The following is a 17,180-nucleotide window of genomic DNA, read 5'->3' on the forward strand; positions in this document are numbered from 1 at the left end:
CCAACCTCCAATATTTTCGGAATAAATTAATAATTTTCCTGTTGATTCCAGAAAAAATCCCGATCAATTTGTTCTGTGCGAATCAGATATTCTAATTGCTTTAATCTTGTAAAACCTCTAAATAAGAATGTGTCTTCTGTCATGTCAATTTGCTTGAACAAACTAAATAATTGTTCAGCCCCAATTTGAGCATTCCAATCACATTTAAATCCTGGTAAAATACTATTAATCTTCTCAAAACAAACTCGATAGCTGCGATTATCTGCACCATTATTACCAAAAGATAATTGACAACCAGGGAAAACATCGGCAACAATTTCTGCTATTTCTTTAACTCGATAATTATTTGCAGTATCGCCAACATTAAAAATTTGATTGTGAATAATATCTCTAGGTGCTTCTAAGGCACAAACAATGGCTTTACAAATATCTAAAGCGTGAACTAATGGCCGCCAAGGTGTACCATCACTGGTCATTTTAATTTCTTTTGTAGTCCAAGCTAACCCCGCTAAATTATTTAAAACTATATCAAATCGCATTCTAGGGGAAGCACCAAAAGCTGTCGCATTCCGCATGAAAGTAGGCGAAAAATCATCATCAGCTAATGGTTTAACATCTCTTTCTACTAATGTTTTACATTCGGCGTAAGCTGTTTGGGGATTAACTGGTGATTCTTCTGTAATATCACCTTCACTAGCTACACCATAAACACTACAGGAGGACATATAAACAAAGCGACGAACACCAACTGATTTGGCTAGATTAGCCAGACGAACTGAACCTAAATGATTAATATCATAAGTGATATTTGGTGATAATTGTCCAGTAGGATCGTTAGATAATTCCGCCATGTGAACAATAGCTTCTACTCCTTCTAAATCTTCGGGATTGATATCACGAATATCTTTATTTAGGGTTTTAGCTGTTAAGTTAGTTCCGTTATATAGCCAACCAACTTTATAAAATCCAGTATCAACTCCAATAACTTCATGTCCTTTTTGCATGAGTAAAGAAGGTAATAAAGAACCAAGATAACCTTCTGTTCCGGTGACTAATATTTTCATGATTTTTAAAACTTTTGATGTGTGAAATTAACTTGTTTCTTGAAGAGTCACTAGAAAAGAAAATTTCCAGAATAATTAACCGCAGATAAATGCAGATGAACACAGATAAGAGATGATGCTGTTACGCTACTAAACTGTGTAAATGCGTTGGTTCTGGTATTTGCTTAACTATAGCTTTACCAATTTCTAAGGAAGAAGTTGCAGCGGGTGAAGGTGCATTACAAACATGAATGGAATTGTCACCATTAATGATTAAAAAGTCATCTACTAGAGAACCGTCATTCATTAATGCTTGAGCGCGAACTCCTGCATGGGTAGGAATTATATCTGCTGCTTGCACTTCGGGAATTAGTTTTTGTAAACTTCTGACAAAGGCTGCTTTACTAAAGGAACGAATTATTTCTTTCATCCCTTCGGGAGCGTGTTTTCCTGCTAGTTTCCAAAAGCCAGGATAGGTAATAACTTCGGCAAAATCTCGAAAGTCAAAATCGGTTTTTTTATAACCTTCACGTTTCAGGCTTAAAACTGCATTTGGTCCAGCGTGAACGCTGTTATCAATCATGCGGGTAAAATGCACACCTAGAAAGGGGAAATCAGGGTTAGGAACTGGATAAATGAGAGTTTTGACCAAGTAGCGTTTTTCTGGGGTTAGTTCGTAATATTCACCGCGAAAGGGAACGATCTTAGCTTCAGGATTAGCCTTACCTAATTTTGCCATGCGATCGCTATGTAATCCGGCACAATTAATTATAAATCGAGTTTCAAAACTGCCATTATTAGTTTCTAATACCTGATTTTTTCCCCTAGTGACAATTTTTAAAACTTGGGTATTAAGGCGTAAATCTCCTCCTTGATTACGAATTAATTCCGCATATTTTAAACAAACTTTTTTGTAGTTAACAATTCCTGTACTAAATACTTGAACTCCACCAACACAACTAACGTGAGGTTCAATTTCCTTGACTTCTTCTGGACTAATTCTTTTAACAGGAATACCGTTTTCTAAACCGCGTTTGTAGAGATTTTCTAAGCGGGGTAATTCTTGTTGATTACTAGCCACAATCACTTTACCACAAACTTCATGATCAATATCATATTTCTGGCAAAATTCTACCATGGAACGGCTACCTTCACGGGAAAACTTAGCCTTAAAACTTCCCGGTTTATAGTAAATACCAGAATGAATTACACCGCTATTATTACCAGTTTGATGAAATGCCCATTGACTCTCTTTTTCTACTACTAATATTTGGGCATTTGGATAACGCTCTCCTAAAGCCATTGCGGTGGAAAGTCCAACTATTCCCCCACCAATAATCGCAAAATCATACATTAGTAATCTTTCCCTAATCCAATATCTAAAATCTCAAATTACTATTACCAAACTTGCCAAGGAGCTTTACCACTTTTCCAGAGATCCTCTAGATAGTTTTTATCTCTTAATGTGTCCATTGGTTGCCAAAAACCATCATGTTTATAAGCAGATAATTGTTCTAAATCAGCTAACTTCTCTAATGGTTCTTTCTCCCACACTGTTGAGGTATCAGCAATAAAATCAATTACTTGTGGTTCAAGAACAAAATAGCCCCCATTAATCCAAGCACCATCACCTTGAGGTTTTTCTTTAAAACTAGTTATTTTAGTTTGTTCTTGTCCTAGAGAAATTGCTCCAAATCTTCCTGCTGGTTGCACCGCGCTGAGTGTTGCTAATGTCTTTTGTTCTTGATGGAATTTAATTAATTCTGTAATATTGATATTACTTACACCATCACCATAGGTAAAACAAAAGGTTTCATTGCCAATATGTTCACGAACTTGTTTTAAACGTCCACCTGTCATTGTATGATCACCTGTATTTACTAAGGTGACGCGCCAAGGTTCAGCATATCCAGAATGAACATTCATTTGATTAAATCGCATATCAAATGTCACGTCTGACATATGTAAGAAATAGTTGGCAAAATATTCTTTAATAATGTACCCTTTATAGCCGCAACAAATGATGAAATCGTTAATACCGTGAGCAGAATAAATCTTCATGATATGCCAGAGAATTGGCTTACCACCAACTTCCACCATGGGCTTAGGTCTGATAGTGGTTTCTTCACTTAACCTTGTACCCAAACCTCCTGCTAAAATCACTGCTTTCATATAATTGCCTCAAAGATTTGCTGGTGGTTTCTAATTTCACAAATTTGAGATGAAGAGAATGCATTATGATATGAAGAAAGTTGAATCATTATTTCTTCCTTTGTCTTTTTAAGTAGATAAATATAATTTAACTGTAATTTTCTAGAAAATGATAAAGAATAAGTAAATTAACATATTTTATCTGTAAAATATTTATAAATAAATGACTGATATGGGACTCCTATTTGATTTTTGAATATATGCCCGACTGGCTGAAGAAACAGAAAACCTTGATAAATCAAGAGTTTCAGGGCTAGGCCACGCCAGCTATCAACAAATCTCATATATACAATTATGCGCGTTTGTATAAGTAATGCCCAGATTCGGCAACAATATCCCCGACTCCTCTAGGAAGTCGGGGATGTGAAAATCTCGACGGTCAAAAATCAGATAGGAGTCCTATATAAGTACCTGGGCAAAATTAATTGCACATTTGGGAAAACAATAGAAATCTCTGTATCTCTTGTTTGTCACCTGTCACCTTTTCTGAATATGAAATTTATTTTGCACGACTACTGATCAATTATTTTGCCCCACTAGGGTTGATTTAGGTAATATGTCACATTTGTTGGCTACAATAATACAAATGCTGCTGATGGCTTGTTGATAATTATCCATATCATTTTTCTCCAGGGAGACTTTTGCAGCTTTTTCTAAATCTGCAACGGCTCGAATCTGATTTTTATCAGATCCATTTTCTCCATATTGTGCTAATTCATAGTAAGCCATACCACGTTTCAGATAAACTTTAGCCAGTTGGGGATTAATTTTTAATGCTTCGGTAAAATCAGCGATCGCTCGTTTATATTCTGCTACATAATTATTGCTATATTGAGCAATTTGATAACGAACTAGACCCCGTTGAAAGTAAGCTTCTACCTTGGATGAATTGAGTTTAATTGCTTCGGTAAAATCCGCAATTGATTTCTGGTATTCTTGAAGAGAATTATTGATGTATTTAGTGACTTCAAATCTGACAATTCCCCTTCTGATATAAGCTTCAACATCATTTTTATCTATGTTAATAGCAGTAGTAAAATCCGCGATCGCTTGTTTATATTCTTTATGGGGATCGCTACTATAGTCCGCCAACATATAATAAGCATTCCCACGATTTACATAAGCTTTAACTTCTTGAGCATTTAGCTTCAAAGCTTGATTATAGTTGGCTAATGCACCTTCATAATCATTTAAATTATAGCGAGCATTACCCAAATTTACATACCCTTTGGCATATTGGGGATTTTTTTTGATAGCTTCCGTAAAATTGGCAACTGCTTGTTTATAATCTTGCTGTTGATAAGCAGTGTCACCAAGTTGATAGTAATCCATAAAAGAGAGATCTTTCGGTTCAGGAGTTTGATTATCTTTTTGAGACATCAAACTTTGTTGAATATAAGGATTTTGGGAAACAAAGGGACGAGTAAATTTAATCACTAGGTCTAAATAGCCCAAAATCCCCAATCCCATAACACTAAAAATTATACCGTAAACCTTGGAGTTAAACTTTTTAGAAGAGGGAGGATGATAAAACTGCTGACTAAATCCCGACTGGTAACTATGAACGCGATAATGTGATCTAACAGGCCAGGTAATTCGTGGTGTCGGAATATAGCGCCGTTGAGATTTTCGCCGGGGTTGGAGATGCTGTTTAGAGCTAATGGCTGCTAGTGACGGAAACGGATCTCTTCCACCTAATTGGTTAGTCCGTTCACACCAAGGACATTTATGCAAATGATGATGATAGAGATGCTGGGGATTAGCAGTACAAGTGACTAAACCCTCTTCCACCGCCGTTAATGCTGACAACCAGGTTTGAGCATTAGGACGTAACTGTGGATTGTTATGACCATCTTCAAAACAACGCACAAATAAATCCCGTAGGCTGGGATGAAGCAGATCCCAACGAGGTGAAATAGGAGTTGGCAGATAGGGTACTTGTTTCTTTTGACTATAGGTAAAATGACCCTCAAGTATCCGCCCTTGATAGGGAGGAGGTTCTATCCCACCTTGAAATATCCCCGAAAATGGGTGAGTTCCTTCCATTAACAACTGGAATATCAATACACCCAAGCCAAACAAATCATGATAACTTTCCCGGTCATAGTCAGCAAAAGTTTTATTCTGTAATTCTGGGGGAGTATATTCTGGCTTCCCCACCGCACAACGATAGACAAGATTCTGTACTGGTTCTCGAACTTGGAAGGAATCAGTGTCTACCAATGTCACCAAAGCTGTATCACTAACTAGGATATTTGACTCATTCACATCACCAATGCAGTATCGGCTGGCGTGCAAAGCCGCAAAAGCGGCCGCTAGATTGCGGGCGGTTCGCATTAAATACTGATAATTGAATAATGGGCAATATTGTCGGCGAGTCCCTGGATTATAAAAATCCATAATTGGCCGCATTCCCCTAATTCGTGGCATGATAAAGCCCACCACCCTACCGCTACCATCTGCCGCCTCTAACAATTCCCGTGGCCAGGCAATGGAAATATGTCCTAAATTTGCTGTAGGATTAACTGGGGGATTAACAAGCATGGCCTGGAGTTTTTCGCCATGACGGATGGTTGGTTTGTGATAGATTTTAGCTACCAAATGTTCATCCGATGGCACTGCATATATACAAGCTTCACCTCCATGTCCCACACTGACAGAGAGGTTGAGAATTTCTGGGTTGGTGAAACGACGTAGTACCTGCATGGAAAAATTACAATTATGTGGGGTTAATTAACAACTGCTAAATGCAGCTAGAACTAAAGTCAAATCATCATCAGTCCGCTGGGTGATCCTCTCGGAGCGTAAAAAGCGATGTAACTGCTCTTTTGCCAATATTTTATCTTCAGCATTGGCTACAAACTCGAACAAAGGCAGAAAGAAGGGTTTGTGAGGTATAGCGGTGACGCTACCACCATCACCAACAATCATATTCAATGCCAGCATTTGTAGTCCATCGGTGAGAACACCAACATTAACGATCTCTTCTCGCCATAATTTGATTTGTGCTGTCTCTAAGCCATGGGGAGATGTCAAGAAGGTTGTTTCATTAATGTACTCACCATTGTTGGGTATGGTTAATGCTATCAGATCCCCCATGCTATTCTTAGCTACAGCTAAACCATCTCCTATTTGGGCTACAGCCACAATCTCTGGTGTAGCAATCATCAGAATTAAGGTAGTTGCTAAATCATGAGGTTGATGATTACACGCCTCTGCCTCCGCTTCTATGGACTCGCGGGCTACTAACATGGCATTAGTTAGCAAATTCCGCAAAAAATCATCATTAGTCAGGGTATCACTGATCATCTCTTGGAGAGAAAGATGTTCTATTGCTGTTTCTACAGCAATCATTGATCCCACTTTTCCTAGTTTAGCAGAACCCGCGCCATCGGCTGCTGCTATTACCAATACATTGTTTGCTAATAGCTGCCAATGGTGGGCATCTTGACAAAGTTGCTGGTTTTTGGCGTGACTAGTTCCACAGACAGAGGCGGCTACTATCCGCCATTGAGAAATCTGTTTTGATATCTTCATATAATTTGTTTCCCACAGCTAGTTCAGTTTGAACATCAAGCTGTAATTTTAATTAAACAGATCCCCAACCAATGGGTGGTAGTGCTACCTGTTCATCTACTTGAGAATGAGATACTGCTGACATACTCGTAGACAGCCAAACAAACATCTCAATAAAGTTTAATCCTTTTAGCTTCAGTGGAGTCCGCACAGCGATTTGACTTAATCGGCTCATGTTCGCATTTTCAACGCCTACTGTAAAGAAGGCCACACGCTTATTGGACTCATCTCCTTGCAGTCTTTGGGCTGCTTGTTCAACAACATGATCTAGTTCCCCTTGGGGTTCTCCGTCGGTAATCATCAATACCCAAGGACGGTAGTAAGCAATACCGTTATTCCGATACTGGGATTTACGCTCTTGAATAATATCTAATGCTTTATGAATTGCTGAACCCATGATTGTTAAGCCCTGAGCTGTTAAAATGGGAGGGTTAAATTGCTCGGCAGTTACAAAGTCCTGGACGATATTAACACTACTATCAAAGGTAATAATTGCTATCTCTACTCTTCTAGCTGCTAGGGAATTTTTCACCAGTTCATCTTTTAAACTCAGCAAACCTTGATTTAATGCTTCGATTCGTTCCCCTTGCATTGAGCCAGATGTATCTAGCAATAGCACGCATGGACAACGTGGTTCGGGATTTTCCGCAAATTCTACAACTTCATCAAGGTTAAATGTATCAATCATAACTTTTTGTGTTATGTTATAATCCAAGGCTTTATTTTCCTTTTACTCAGAGTATATAGTTTCTGTAGCTAGTATGGTTAAAATTATGGTATTTTCAGGGATATATTTGAGTTTTTCAGCCCAGACATTGATTTAGGCAATTTTTATCCCATAACTCTCCAAATCTCACCACTACTTACTGGTAATTTATGGGGATATTTAGTGTTATCTTTTATCGAGTACCATAATTAATCTTGCCTAAAGTTAAAATCAGGGAATTTATTTGTTTGTGTAGCTCCATAATTCTATTCTAAGGGGAAAACATAGCGCGACCTCACATAGAATTGGCATCAGGAGTAAAATTGACTCAAGAATTGGCTTTTTACCTAGATTCTCTAGTCTGCTTCCCTGGAATCTGCTGTAATAATCAATATATACATTTACCTCCATAAATTTTTAAAGATTCTATGTGGGATTTTGTCTCTGTTAACAGAAGTAAATTCATCATTTTTAATCCGGGTATAGGAGGAATCTAATATGAAGTTTGATCAGGTCTATTTATCAATAAAATATCAGCATAGTCACTAGTATTACTATGTGATTTATCAAGATAAAATCCGATAACTTGTTAAAAACTGTCATGAAAAACTCCGAAAAATGTTACATCCTGGATCATTTTTATCAAATGTTGATCATTGATATTCATTGATTTAATAACTCTGATGATGACAAGTTTTCAATGTGATATCATATTCCAACCTGATATTTAATCTTTTCCAATAGTATGTTGATGTATCCGCAAAAAAATGTGAACATATGAAGAATACTGGCACGTTTACAAAACTATCTCCCCAGGGTTTATTAAGACAATTAACTAATTGTTACGAAAGCACCTGTTTACAAGCATTTAGTAACTCTGTATCTTGGTTGATATATCTCAATAAAGGGAAAATTATCTATGCCACTCATTCGGTAGAACCTTTTGACAGACTAGAGAGACATATACGTCGTCAACATCAACAAATTCCTCTGCTAGATTATGAAGTTCGTGTACAAATGCGCTTGCTGTTTGAAAATCAAGATTACCAGAATTTACCAAAGCAACCTCCTGAATATGAAGCTATTAATTGGCTCGTAACTCAACAATATCTTCTTCCTACTCAAGCAGCATTACTCATTCAAGAATTAGTTAAAGAAGTCATTGCATCATTTATCCTCATTGAAACAGGCACTTATGAATTAACAGAAACATTGAATAATCTCAACAAAATTTGTAAATTAGATGTCTATTCTATCATGGAAGAATGTCAAAATCAGTTGCAAAATTGGCGTGCTCTTGGTAGGTATATATCTTCTCCCTATCAGCGTCCGTATTTATTGGTTAGTAGCAAATTTTATGATAAAAGACTACCACCATTACCGGAAAATATCACCCATTGGATGAAGGGTTTTAGCTTGCGTCATCTGGCGATTATTATGAATCAGGATGAATTGCAATTAGCTTTGAGTTTATACCCATTTATTGTTAAAGGTTCTATCGTCTTACATGAACCAGATCCTCCATTTGATAAATTACCAAAAACCTGTGGACGTTCATTACTACTTTCTGACAATAGCACAGAATTAGCTGAGGGTAAATTATTTATTTCAAATGTAGCACCGAGTACATATCCTTCTAGAGAAACTCCAATCATTTCCCAGGAAAATATAGCAATTTCACAGATATCACCAGATATTTCTGAGTTACCTCAAGAGGATTTTTTACCGGAAAAAGTGAATACAAATTCGAGAACTACACACAAAAGTTACAAAATTATTTCTGTGGATGATAGTCCCACAATTCTCAGGGAAATCAGTCGCTATCTAGAAGATGAACATTTTGTTTTGGTGACTATTAATGAATCAGTTAAAGCAGTTCTGTCAATTATTAGACATAAGCCAGATCTGATTTTATTGGATTTGAATATGCCAGGAATTGATGGTTATGAACTATGTCGAATTATCCGCAATAATTCCATGTTTAAACATATTCCTATCATTTTTGTGACTAGCAATAAAGGAATTATCGATCAGGTCAAAGCGAGACTTGTCGGTGCTTCTGGATATTTAACTAAACCCTTTACTCGTGCTGAATTGCTAAAAATTATTTTTATGCACTTGCCATAATTCAGGAGTTTGAATTTATATCCAGTAGAGACGTTCCTCAATCTTTATTTCTAGATGTCTCATAGGTTTTTCAGAATCATTAACCGCAGATAAACGCAGATAAACGCAGAGAAGGGTGGATAATTTCATAAACCTGCTATTACCCTAATTCCGAAAATATCTGGTTTTTCAGGTACACGCGGTTGTTGCTGAGGAAATATAAGTTTTTTAAATGACTGTTTTTTCAAAATTGCGTTAAGTTGATGTTTATTGAGAATAAATCACTTTATTCTCAATAATCTTGAGAATGTTGTCAATAAGTGAACGTAAATACGTTCTTTCAAGACTTATAATCACCCTTTGATTTTTGTGCTATTATTATGGATATAATCTGCTTGCGCTGTTTTTGATTTTTGTTTTGATTTTTGAAATTAAGCAAACAATTATTTAGTGTTGGGTAACATTATTTCTACCCAACCTACAATGAAATATGCTAAAGCGCATACTTGGCACTTTCTATGCTGCTTCCCTCTGTTGGGTGGGTACAGACACTTCAGGAAATAACACTGCTGATGGTGCTGATGCTTCTTCTAATACTGTAACCTCGATATTTACACTAACTAAATAACTGCCTGTATCTGCACCTACAGCCTGGGAAATTATTTGGGCTATATCTGGACGTTTTGCAGTTAAAGGATCACGGATAATACAACGGTCCCATTCGTGCTTGGCGGTGGGGTTAAGACTGAGAATATAATACTTGATCATAGGTGTAGTCCTTAAAATCTCTCTTCTGTCAGTCCTTCCATCTGTGAAGACCATTCCTATAGTATAGTACAAATCTACTAATATAGCCAGATCAGACGTGAGTTCAACCAAGATCAAGATTATTGATTATTTAACCGCTCTGGTAAACCTCTCCCCGCAACGGGGAGAGGCTGACAGCAGTTTTCATGTATTTATACCACACCCTGAATTAATTTACTTCTTTGCGCGACAGAAAAACTAGTAATTATACCTCATTTACCCAATTTGCTTGTTGCGGTACGGGAATGTAAATTCCGGCTGCGTCTAAAGTGATTTTTAGCCGACGACGATATTCTCGCGCTACAGCCCATTGTTTGAGGGGTTGGGTTTTAATTAAGATCCTAATCATGATACCGCGATCGCTAAAATTATCTATTCCCAATACATTAGGTTTTTCGAGAATTTGATCTTGCCATTGGGGGTCTTGAGTCATGTCTAAACCCACATCTTCGATTAGTTTCAGGGCTTCATCTACATTGGCTTGGTAAGAAACCGGAATTGTTAAATCAGCCCGTGACCAGCGACTGGAAAGATTAGCGACAATTTTGACTTCGCTGTTGGGAATGGTAATTAAGCGTCCTTCTGAATCTCGAACTTGAGTCATTCGTAAATTCAATTTTTCGACTAAACCGCCTACAGTACCAACTGTTATCATATCACCAAGGGCGTATTGATCTTCAAAAATAATCAAAAAGCCGTTAATTGCGTCTTTGATTAAGTTTTGAGAGGGGAGGGATAGGGCTACACCAAGTAAACCTGCACTGGCTAAAAGTGGAACGATATTTATACCTAAAGATGTCAGTGCTAATAAGCTACCTGCTCCTACCCAGATTATGGTAGTGATACTTTTAGTCACGCCGGAAAATGTAGATATTCTTAGTTGTAACCTTGCGGATGTTTCTGGGGTTAATAAAGCACCACTACTAACTATTGTTGAAGTAAAGTGATCTATTAAGGCATAGGTAAACCGTATAGCTACATAAGTTCCCACAGCCACAATAGTTAATTTGATGGGAATTTGAGCAATGGCGAGAATCGCAATTTGTAAGGGTTTGGTGTAGGGAAATAGTCCTAAAATGATCAAAGTACCGCCGCCCCAAAGCATTACTTGTGCAGTTTGAAACAGTCTTGTTCTCACTTCTTGAAGATGCTGCTGTTGTTTTTGATTTAATAGTGTGGTTATTGGTTGCGTATCTGTGGAAATAGGCGGAATTGATTTATTTTCATTTTTGCTTAAACGTTTTTGCCAACGTCCCATACCCCAACTGATTGCTATTATTGCTAGTGTGCTGACGGCAGCAATTCCCCCTTGCTGCACTAAAAACCGAGTTTGTTGTTCTTGATTTGCTTCTTTTGGATTGTGTTGCAACCCATCACTATTTTTATTAACAAGTATTAATGGGTTTGCTCGTTTAGTATATTCTTTTTCATCTACCCTAGGAATGAAAATACTGGCAGTTGACACCAAAGGTAAAGGAGAAATCTGGGCTGTAGCTTTGTTGACAGAGCCAATGGTGATTGCCATTGTCCCGGCGATCGCTAAAAATCGAAGTATCATAAAAACACCTCCTTGTGTCAATGGGGAAATAGAAACTGGCTATAACCCATAATCCATAACCCATTACCAATCAGTTGCTACAATACCAGAGAATGATTGAAAAGCCAAAAGTCAGATAGGGCGTTAACATTGCTCATACTAGAGGTGAAGCTAGTTTCCCAGACTTTCTCCCTCGCTGGTTACTAATTACCAGAAAATATGGCTAGGAATAAGAAAACCTTGTACAGTACGTAAAGACCTCAAAATAAAAATAAACCCAAAATAAAAATAAAATTTTGAGGCTATACTAACATAGTCCCTCTGGGGGACTGTGTGGAATAATGACCGAATCATCATCTTTTAGAGGATAATTTTCATGACTGTAGCTGCTCCCTTAAAGCACGAGGTTAAAGACCTCGCTCTCGCTCCCTTGGGAAGACAACGTATTGAATGGGCTGGACGAGAAATGCCCGTATTGAAGCAAATCCGCGATCGCTTTGCTATTGAAAAGCCCTTCGCTGGTTTACGCCTAGTCGCTTGCGCCCACGTTACTACAGAAACAGCACATTTAGCGATCGCTCTGAAAGCCGGTGGTGCTGATGCTCTATTAATTGCAAGTAACCCCTTATCAACTCAAGATGACGTAGCTGCAAGTCTTGTAGCTGATCATGGTATTCCTGTATTTGCACAAAAGGGCGAAGATAACGCCACTTATAACCGCCACGTCCAGATCGCATTAGATCATCGCCCTAACATCATTATTGACGATGGTAGCGACGTGGTAGCAGAATTAGTTCAACACCGTCAACAGCAAATCGCAGATTTGATTGGCACAACGGAAGAAACCACCACTGGTATTGTCCGTTTACGGGCTATGTTTAATGATGGCGTTCTTACATTCCCCGCAGTCAACGTTAACGACGCAGACACCAAGCACTTCTTTGATAACCGCTATGGTACTGGTCAATCTACCTTAGACGGAATTATCCGCGCTACAAATATTTTGTTAGCTGGTAAAACTGTTGTTGTTGTCGGTTATGGCTGGTGTGGTAAGGGAACAGCCCTCCGCGCCCGTGGTATGGGTGCAAACGTCATCGTTACCGAAATTGACCACATCAAGGCTATTGAAGCCGTTATGGACGGTTTCCGCGTGCTACCAATGGCGGAAGCAGCGCCTCACGGTGATATCTTCATTACTGTCACAGGTAACAAGCACGTCGTTCGCGGTGAACACTTCGATGTGATGAAAGACGGTGCGATCGTTTGTAACTCTGGTCACTTCGATTTAGAACTTGATTTGAAATATTTAGCTGCTAATGCTAAGGAAATCAAGGATGTTCGTCCTTTCACAGAAGAGTATAAATTGACAAATGGTAAATCCGTAGTTGTACTCGGACAAGGTCGTTTGATTAATTTGGCTGCGGCTGAAGGACACCCCAGCGCGGTTATGGATATGAGTTTTGCTAACCAAGCATTAGCTGTTGAATACCTGGTGAAGAATAAGGGTAGTTTAGCTGCTGGTTTGCATTCTATTCCTAGAGAAGTAGATGAAGAAATTGCTCGTTTGAAGTTGCAAGCTATGGGCATTTTCATTGATAGTTTGACAGCCGAGCAAATTGACTATATCAATTCTTGGACTTCTGGAACGTAAGTCATTAATTAGTTGATTTTTTGGGGATAGGCGTTTTGCTTATCCCTTTTTTTTAATGAACCACAGAGACGCAGAGAGGGCAGAGAGAAGATATAATGAGAATTGGTTTGTTTAGATTACAAATATTTTTTGTCTGAATCAGGATGCTCAGGATTAGAGGATTTACAGGATTTTGTATGAATATTTATCTGGGAATATTTCGGATTTTAAAGATTAGTTTTTTCTACATCCTGTACATCCTTAAATCCTGGAAATCCTGATTCAGATAGTAGGGTGTGTTAGCAAAGCGTAACGCACCAAAAAAGATTGATTGAATTAGGACAATTTCAAAAATGATTAGGTAATAAATTTATGAAAGAAATTGAAATTCAGAAAATTATAGAAACTGCGATTCAAGAAAATAAATTTTTTGAACTTATAGAAGATGAAGATATAAATTCACTAGAATACCGTTATCAATCTTACTACGATCCTGATTCTTTACCATCATTTTTGATTGATTATTTATCAACTAAAAAAGCAATAATTGCTGCTAGAAATGTACTAGAATTTTTGGAAAACAGTCGTATTATAACAACTGATCCTAAAAACATTTCCCTCGATAAATCACAATGTTTAAAACCCGACTTAATACTTTTTAATGAGGAACAATGTAAATTAATAATTATTGAAATAAAAAGAAGTAAGCAAACAACGAGAGAAACAATTACAGAAATAATTGCCTATGAGTCAGAATTGAAAAATACATTACCATTTTTGTCAAATTATGAAATCAATTTTTGCATTATATCTACTGAATATCCTGCTCTTCTAGATCATTCCGTTTCAGGTTTAATCACTTGGGAATCGAAGCAAATTCTTTGCTTGAAAATAGACTTCGATGAACAAGACTTAAAACTAAAAATACATATACCTTCTACATGGACTGCTACAGGGAACATAACTTTTCCCCGAAACGCTATATCGACTTTTCAAATTATTCTGTATCAGCAAAGTAATGAAGATATTTTACAAGATACAGAACTTGTTGTTTTAAATGCAGCCCGACTAATCGCTAGGGAAGGGGACAGAAATAATTCACATGGTTTTGTACTTGTTTGGCATGATTGCTGGGATGGATGCGAAAATGTTGGTGGTGCTGCTAAATTTCATCTGACTGTAGGTTTCATCAATCCCTATGTATTTCTTCCATTTGCACAAAATAAAGGAATAATTGATGCTTCTCAAAGTCCCATAGGTGAGTATTTAATTGAAAATTCAGAAAACCTTACCTCTGCTTACTTATCCAGTGATAATATTTGGAAAACAGGTATTACATACTTGAAGCAGTATTATAGAGTTAATATAGAGGGCTTATCCTATTGGGATCTTGAAAGAGAAAAACCTTACGAAATTAATTCGGCATTACTAACAATGCGTCATCGTGCGTTACCGTTACATATCGAACTTTGGGGGACTTTAGGCGATTTTGTTAGAGAATTTATTTCTCATCCTGGAGTCAAACAAAATATTTTATCTGGAGTAGCTAACAGGATTATTAGTTGTGAAGATCCATTTATTGGAATACCTATTTTAGATACTATTTCAGGTATTAATCAATTAGATAGTAGAGGCTTCACTTGTAAAATCCTATTTGATCTTGGTGTTTCTCTAGCTACACTATCAACACTCTATAACACAGCTATTCATAATCAAGATGGAAAGCTTAAAAATTTACCTGCTTCTATCACTTGGTATATGTTAGATGTTCAGGCAACTTTATTGGAAGTGTCAATAAGATATGGAAAATCAAAGAGTCTTACCATTCCTCCTCCAGTAATCAAGATTACAACAACAGAAAATTTTGAAGATGCTTTGTCCAGTATTCAATCTTTTATAGATTGGATCTATAATGATTTCTTGACGGAAGAAAATCAAATACATAATATTTGCTTTGAGTTAGGTTTACGATGTCATCCGCTATTAGATTCTTATTTTGATTGTGTGCTGTCTGATGAACTCAGGAACGATTTAGAAGAAAATGTTTGCAATACCTCAATTTATTTGCTTAAAAATATAGCATACGCTTGTTCATCTCCAGAACATTTATATTTACCAGATGAGGAAATTAGAGATATAATTAATGATTTAGCTAAAGATTATCTGGAAGATGATATTCATCAAACCAACTTAGAAGAAATATTTATTTTAATTGATAATGTTCCCAGAAATAAACACTTGGGACTTTATCATAATAAATTAATAAATTTGCTAGATAGGCTTATTCTTCCACTGACTCATGATGATCAATTTTCTACTAATCTTTCTGACTATAAAAATATAGATTGGATATGGATACGTGAAAGAATGCTTCATTTGAGAGAGAAACAAAATCTATTTCCTGCTGTTAGAGTTGATATTAGTGGATTTGTTCATATAGTAGATTGTAGTAAAGAAGAGTATAGTTCTTTTTTTAAAGATAGAATAGATTTCAAGAATAATTTTTTACTTATAGCTTCATACAGTGGTGTTGAGAATGTTTTGATTAAAGAATGGAAAGAATTAGGCTTATGATACAGAACTGAGTATGTAGGTTGGCTTGAGAAAACCCAACATCATTATAATTTTCTTGCGTTGGGTTGCGATGCAGCTTAACCCAACCTACGAATTATTACTAAGTAAAGAATAATGAGATAGGATAAAATTTAAGGTAAAATAATGATAAAATAAAGTAATGTCAAAAAAGCGTAAATTACTAGAGAAAGTTCTTTCAGGATCTAAAAATCTTCAATTTGATGATTTAGTGACTTTAGTTGAAGCCTTTGGTTTTTCCCTATCAAGTATCAACGGTAGTCATCACATTTTTACACATCCAACTATCCCATAACTTATTAACTTACAAAATCGCAATGGTAAAGCTATTCCTTATCAAATTCGGCAATTTTTGATTTTGATTGAAAAATATTCCTTAACTATGGAGAATGAATAATGAAACACTATCACATTAATATTTTCTACAGTCAAGAAGATGAAGGTTATATTGCTGATATTCCTGATTTAAAATATTGTTCAGGATTTGGTTTAACTGAAGAAGAAGCACTGCAAGAAGTTCTCAAAGCTAAAACTGCTTGGTTAGAAGCTGCGGAAATAGAAGGTAAACCCATTCCACCAAGCAAGATATAAACCTGTAATTTATCAAATAGCTTCATAACTTTATAGTCTTATGGAAACATTAAATTATCGAGAAATAGTTAAAAATTTCATTCAAAAGTATGCACAGGAAGAATGTGTAGAAGATTCAGAAAATATCGAACTTGTTTTTGATACCGAAAGGGATGTTTATTTATTATTGGTTACAGGATGGAAAGATGAAAAAAGAATTTATTGGTTTCCCATTCATATTAGTATTAAAGATGGAAAAATTTGGATTGAAAGAGATTTTACGGAAGAAGGAATTCCTCATCAATTAGTTGAGTTAGGTGTGCCGAAATCAGATATTGTTTTAGGTTTTAGATCACCTTATGTGAGACAGTTTACTGGTTTTGCATCGGTTTAGATTTTTTA

Annotated in this window: 14 protein-coding genes; 6 read left to right on the forward strand and 8 right to left on the reverse strand. The window is 36.6% G+C overall.

The features are described from left to right. Positions 1–26: 26 nt before the first annotated feature. The 6 genes from H6F62_RS06905 to H6F62_RS06930 form a co-directional block, all read right to left on the reverse strand. Positions 27–1,064: an SDR family oxidoreductase gene (locus H6F62_RS06905; protein ID WP_190371660.1), complete on the reverse strand. Its 1,038-nt coding sequence runs from the start codon at positions 1,062–1,064 to the stop codon at positions 27–29. 121 nt (positions 1,065–1,185) lie between these two features. Next, positions 1,186–2,397: an L-2-hydroxyglutarate oxidase gene (gene lhgO, locus H6F62_RS06910; RefSeq protein WP_137907425.1), complete on the reverse strand. Its 1,212-nt coding sequence runs from the start codon at positions 2,395–2,397 to the stop codon at positions 1,186–1,188. Between the two features lie 44 nt (positions 2,398–2,441). Next, positions 2,442–3,215, reverse strand: coding sequence for a glucose-1-phosphate cytidylyltransferase (gene rfbF / locus H6F62_RS06915; RefSeq protein WP_137907426.1), 774 nt, complete (start codon positions 3,213–3,215; stop codon positions 2,442–2,444). A 558-nt stretch (positions 3,216–3,773) separates the two neighbouring features. Further along, positions 3,774–5,960 (reverse strand): tetratricopeptide repeat protein, encoded by a 2,187-nt coding sequence (locus H6F62_RS06920; protein WP_137907427.1) that lies wholly within the window; start codon positions 5,958–5,960, stop codon positions 3,774–3,776. Between the two features lie 27 nt (positions 5,961–5,987). Then, entirely contained in the window at positions 5,988–6,791 is an 804-nt protein-coding gene (locus tag H6F62_RS06925) for a PP2C family serine/threonine-protein phosphatase (protein ID WP_137907428.1), read from the reverse strand. A gap of 52 nt (positions 6,792–6,843) precedes the next feature. After that, positions 6,844–7,518: a VWA domain-containing protein gene (locus H6F62_RS06930; RefSeq protein WP_137907429.1), complete on the reverse strand. Its 675-nt coding sequence runs from the start codon at positions 7,516–7,518 to the stop codon at positions 6,844–6,846. A 795-nt stretch (positions 7,519–8,313) separates the two neighbouring features. Between H6F62_RS06930 and H6F62_RS06935 the strand changes: the two genes are divergently transcribed. Next, positions 8,314–9,663: a response regulator gene (locus H6F62_RS06935; protein WP_190371661.1), complete on the forward strand. Its 1,350-nt coding sequence runs from the start codon at positions 8,314–8,316 to the stop codon at positions 9,661–9,663. Between the two features lie 495 nt (positions 9,664–10,158). Here the strand turns inward: H6F62_RS06935 and H6F62_RS06940 are convergent, their stop codons facing one another. Together H6F62_RS06940 and H6F62_RS06945 are read right to left on the reverse strand one after the other, a co-directional pair. Then, the gene (locus tag H6F62_RS06940) at positions 10,159–10,410 is read right to left on the reverse strand and encodes a hypothetical protein (RefSeq protein WP_190371662.1); all 252 of its coding nucleotides are present in this window, start codon (positions 10,408–10,410) and stop codon (positions 10,159–10,161) included. Positions 10,411–10,654: 244 nt separating this feature from the next. After that, positions 10,655–12,007 (reverse strand): mechanosensitive ion channel family protein, encoded by a 1,353-nt coding sequence (locus tag H6F62_RS06945; RefSeq protein ID WP_190371663.1) that lies wholly within the window; start codon positions 12,005–12,007, stop codon positions 10,655–10,657. 355 nt (positions 12,008–12,362) lie between these two features. Here H6F62_RS06945 and ahcY point away from each other — a divergent pair, with 355 nt between their 5' ends. The 5 genes from ahcY to H6F62_RS06970 all read left to right on the forward strand — a co-directional run bounded on the left by ahcY (position 12,363) and on the right by H6F62_RS06970 (position 17,172). After that, on the forward strand, positions 12,363–13,637 hold the full coding sequence (gene ahcY, locus H6F62_RS06950; RefSeq protein WP_137907433.1) for an adenosylhomocysteinase: 1,275 nt from the start codon (positions 12,363–12,365) through the stop codon (positions 13,635–13,637). A gap of 351 nt (positions 13,638–13,988) precedes the next feature. Beyond that, the gene (locus H6F62_RS06955; RefSeq protein WP_190371664.1) at positions 13,989–16,190 is read left to right on the forward strand and encodes a hypothetical protein; all 2,202 of its coding nucleotides are present in this window, start codon (positions 13,989–13,991) and stop codon (positions 16,188–16,190) included. 160 nt (positions 16,191–16,350) lie between these two features. Continuing rightward, positions 16,351–16,503: a type II toxin-antitoxin system HicA family toxin gene (locus H6F62_RS20880; protein ID WP_242025920.1), complete on the forward strand. Its 153-nt coding sequence runs from the start codon at positions 16,351–16,353 to the stop codon at positions 16,501–16,503. Between the two features lie 101 nt (positions 16,504–16,604). Further along, positions 16,605–16,799 carry a type II toxin-antitoxin system HicB family antitoxin gene (locus H6F62_RS06965; RefSeq protein WP_236097086.1) on the forward strand — a complete coding sequence of 65 codons (195 nt, stop codon included), beginning with the start codon at positions 16,605–16,607 and terminating at the stop codon, positions 16,797–16,799. Between the two features lie 40 nt (positions 16,800–16,839). After that, complete coding sequence (locus H6F62_RS06970) at positions 16,840–17,172, forward strand: XisI protein (protein WP_137907435.1); 333 nt, start codon at positions 16,840–16,842, stop codon at positions 17,170–17,172. Positions 17,173–17,180: the final 8 nt, after the last annotated feature.

Source organism: Anabaena sp. FACHB-1391, from assembly GCF_014696755.1.
GTDB lineage: Bacteria > Cyanobacteriota > Cyanobacteriia > Cyanobacteriales > Nostocaceae > Dolichospermum > Dolichospermum planctonicum.

Coding starts and splice junctions, on each gene's coding strand:
- H6F62_RS06905 (WP_190371660.1), bottom strand. CDS start 1,064: ATGAAAATATTAGTCACCGGAACAGAAGGTTATCTTGGTTCTTTATTA.
- lhgO (WP_137907425.1), bottom strand. CDS start 2,397: ATGTATGATTTTGCGATTATTGGTGGGGGAATAGTTGGACTTTCCACC.
- rfbF (WP_137907426.1), bottom strand. CDS start 3,215: ATGAAAGCAGTGATTTTAGCAGGAGGTTTGGGTACAAGGTTAAGTGAA.
- H6F62_RS06920 (WP_137907427.1), bottom strand. CDS start 5,960: ATGCAGGTACTACGTCGTTTCACCAACCCAGAAATTCTCAACCTCTCT.
- H6F62_RS06925 (WP_137907428.1), bottom strand. CDS start 6,791: ATGAAGATATCAAAACAGATTTCTCAATGGCGGATAGTAGCCGCCTCT.
- H6F62_RS06930 (WP_137907429.1), bottom strand. CDS start 7,518: ATGATTGATACATTTAACCTTGATGAAGTTGTAGAATTTGCGGAAAAT.
- H6F62_RS06935 (WP_190371661.1), top strand. CDS start 8,314: ATGAAGAATACTGGCACGTTTACAAAACTATCTCCCCAGGGTTTATTA.
- H6F62_RS06940 (WP_190371662.1), bottom strand. CDS start 10,410: ATGATCAAGTATTATATTCTCAGTCTTAACCCCACCGCCAAGCACGAA.
- H6F62_RS06945 (WP_190371663.1), bottom strand. CDS start 12,007: ATGATACTTCGATTTTTAGCGATCGCCGGGACAATGGCAATCACCATT.
- ahcY (WP_137907433.1), top strand. CDS start 12,363: ATGACTGTAGCTGCTCCCTTAAAGCACGAGGTTAAAGACCTCGCTCTC.
- H6F62_RS06955 (WP_190371664.1), top strand. CDS start 13,989: ATGAAAGAAATTGAAATTCAGAAAATTATAGAAACTGCGATTCAAGAA.
- H6F62_RS20880 (WP_242025920.1), top strand. CDS start 16,351: ATGTCAAAAAAGCGTAAATTACTAGAGAAAGTTCTTTCAGGATCTAAA.
- H6F62_RS06965 (WP_236097086.1), top strand. CDS start 16,605: ATGAAACACTATCACATTAATATTTTCTACAGTCAAGAAGATGAAGGT.
- H6F62_RS06970 (WP_137907435.1), top strand. CDS start 16,840: ATGGAAACATTAAATTATCGAGAAATAGTTAAAAATTTCATTCAAAAG.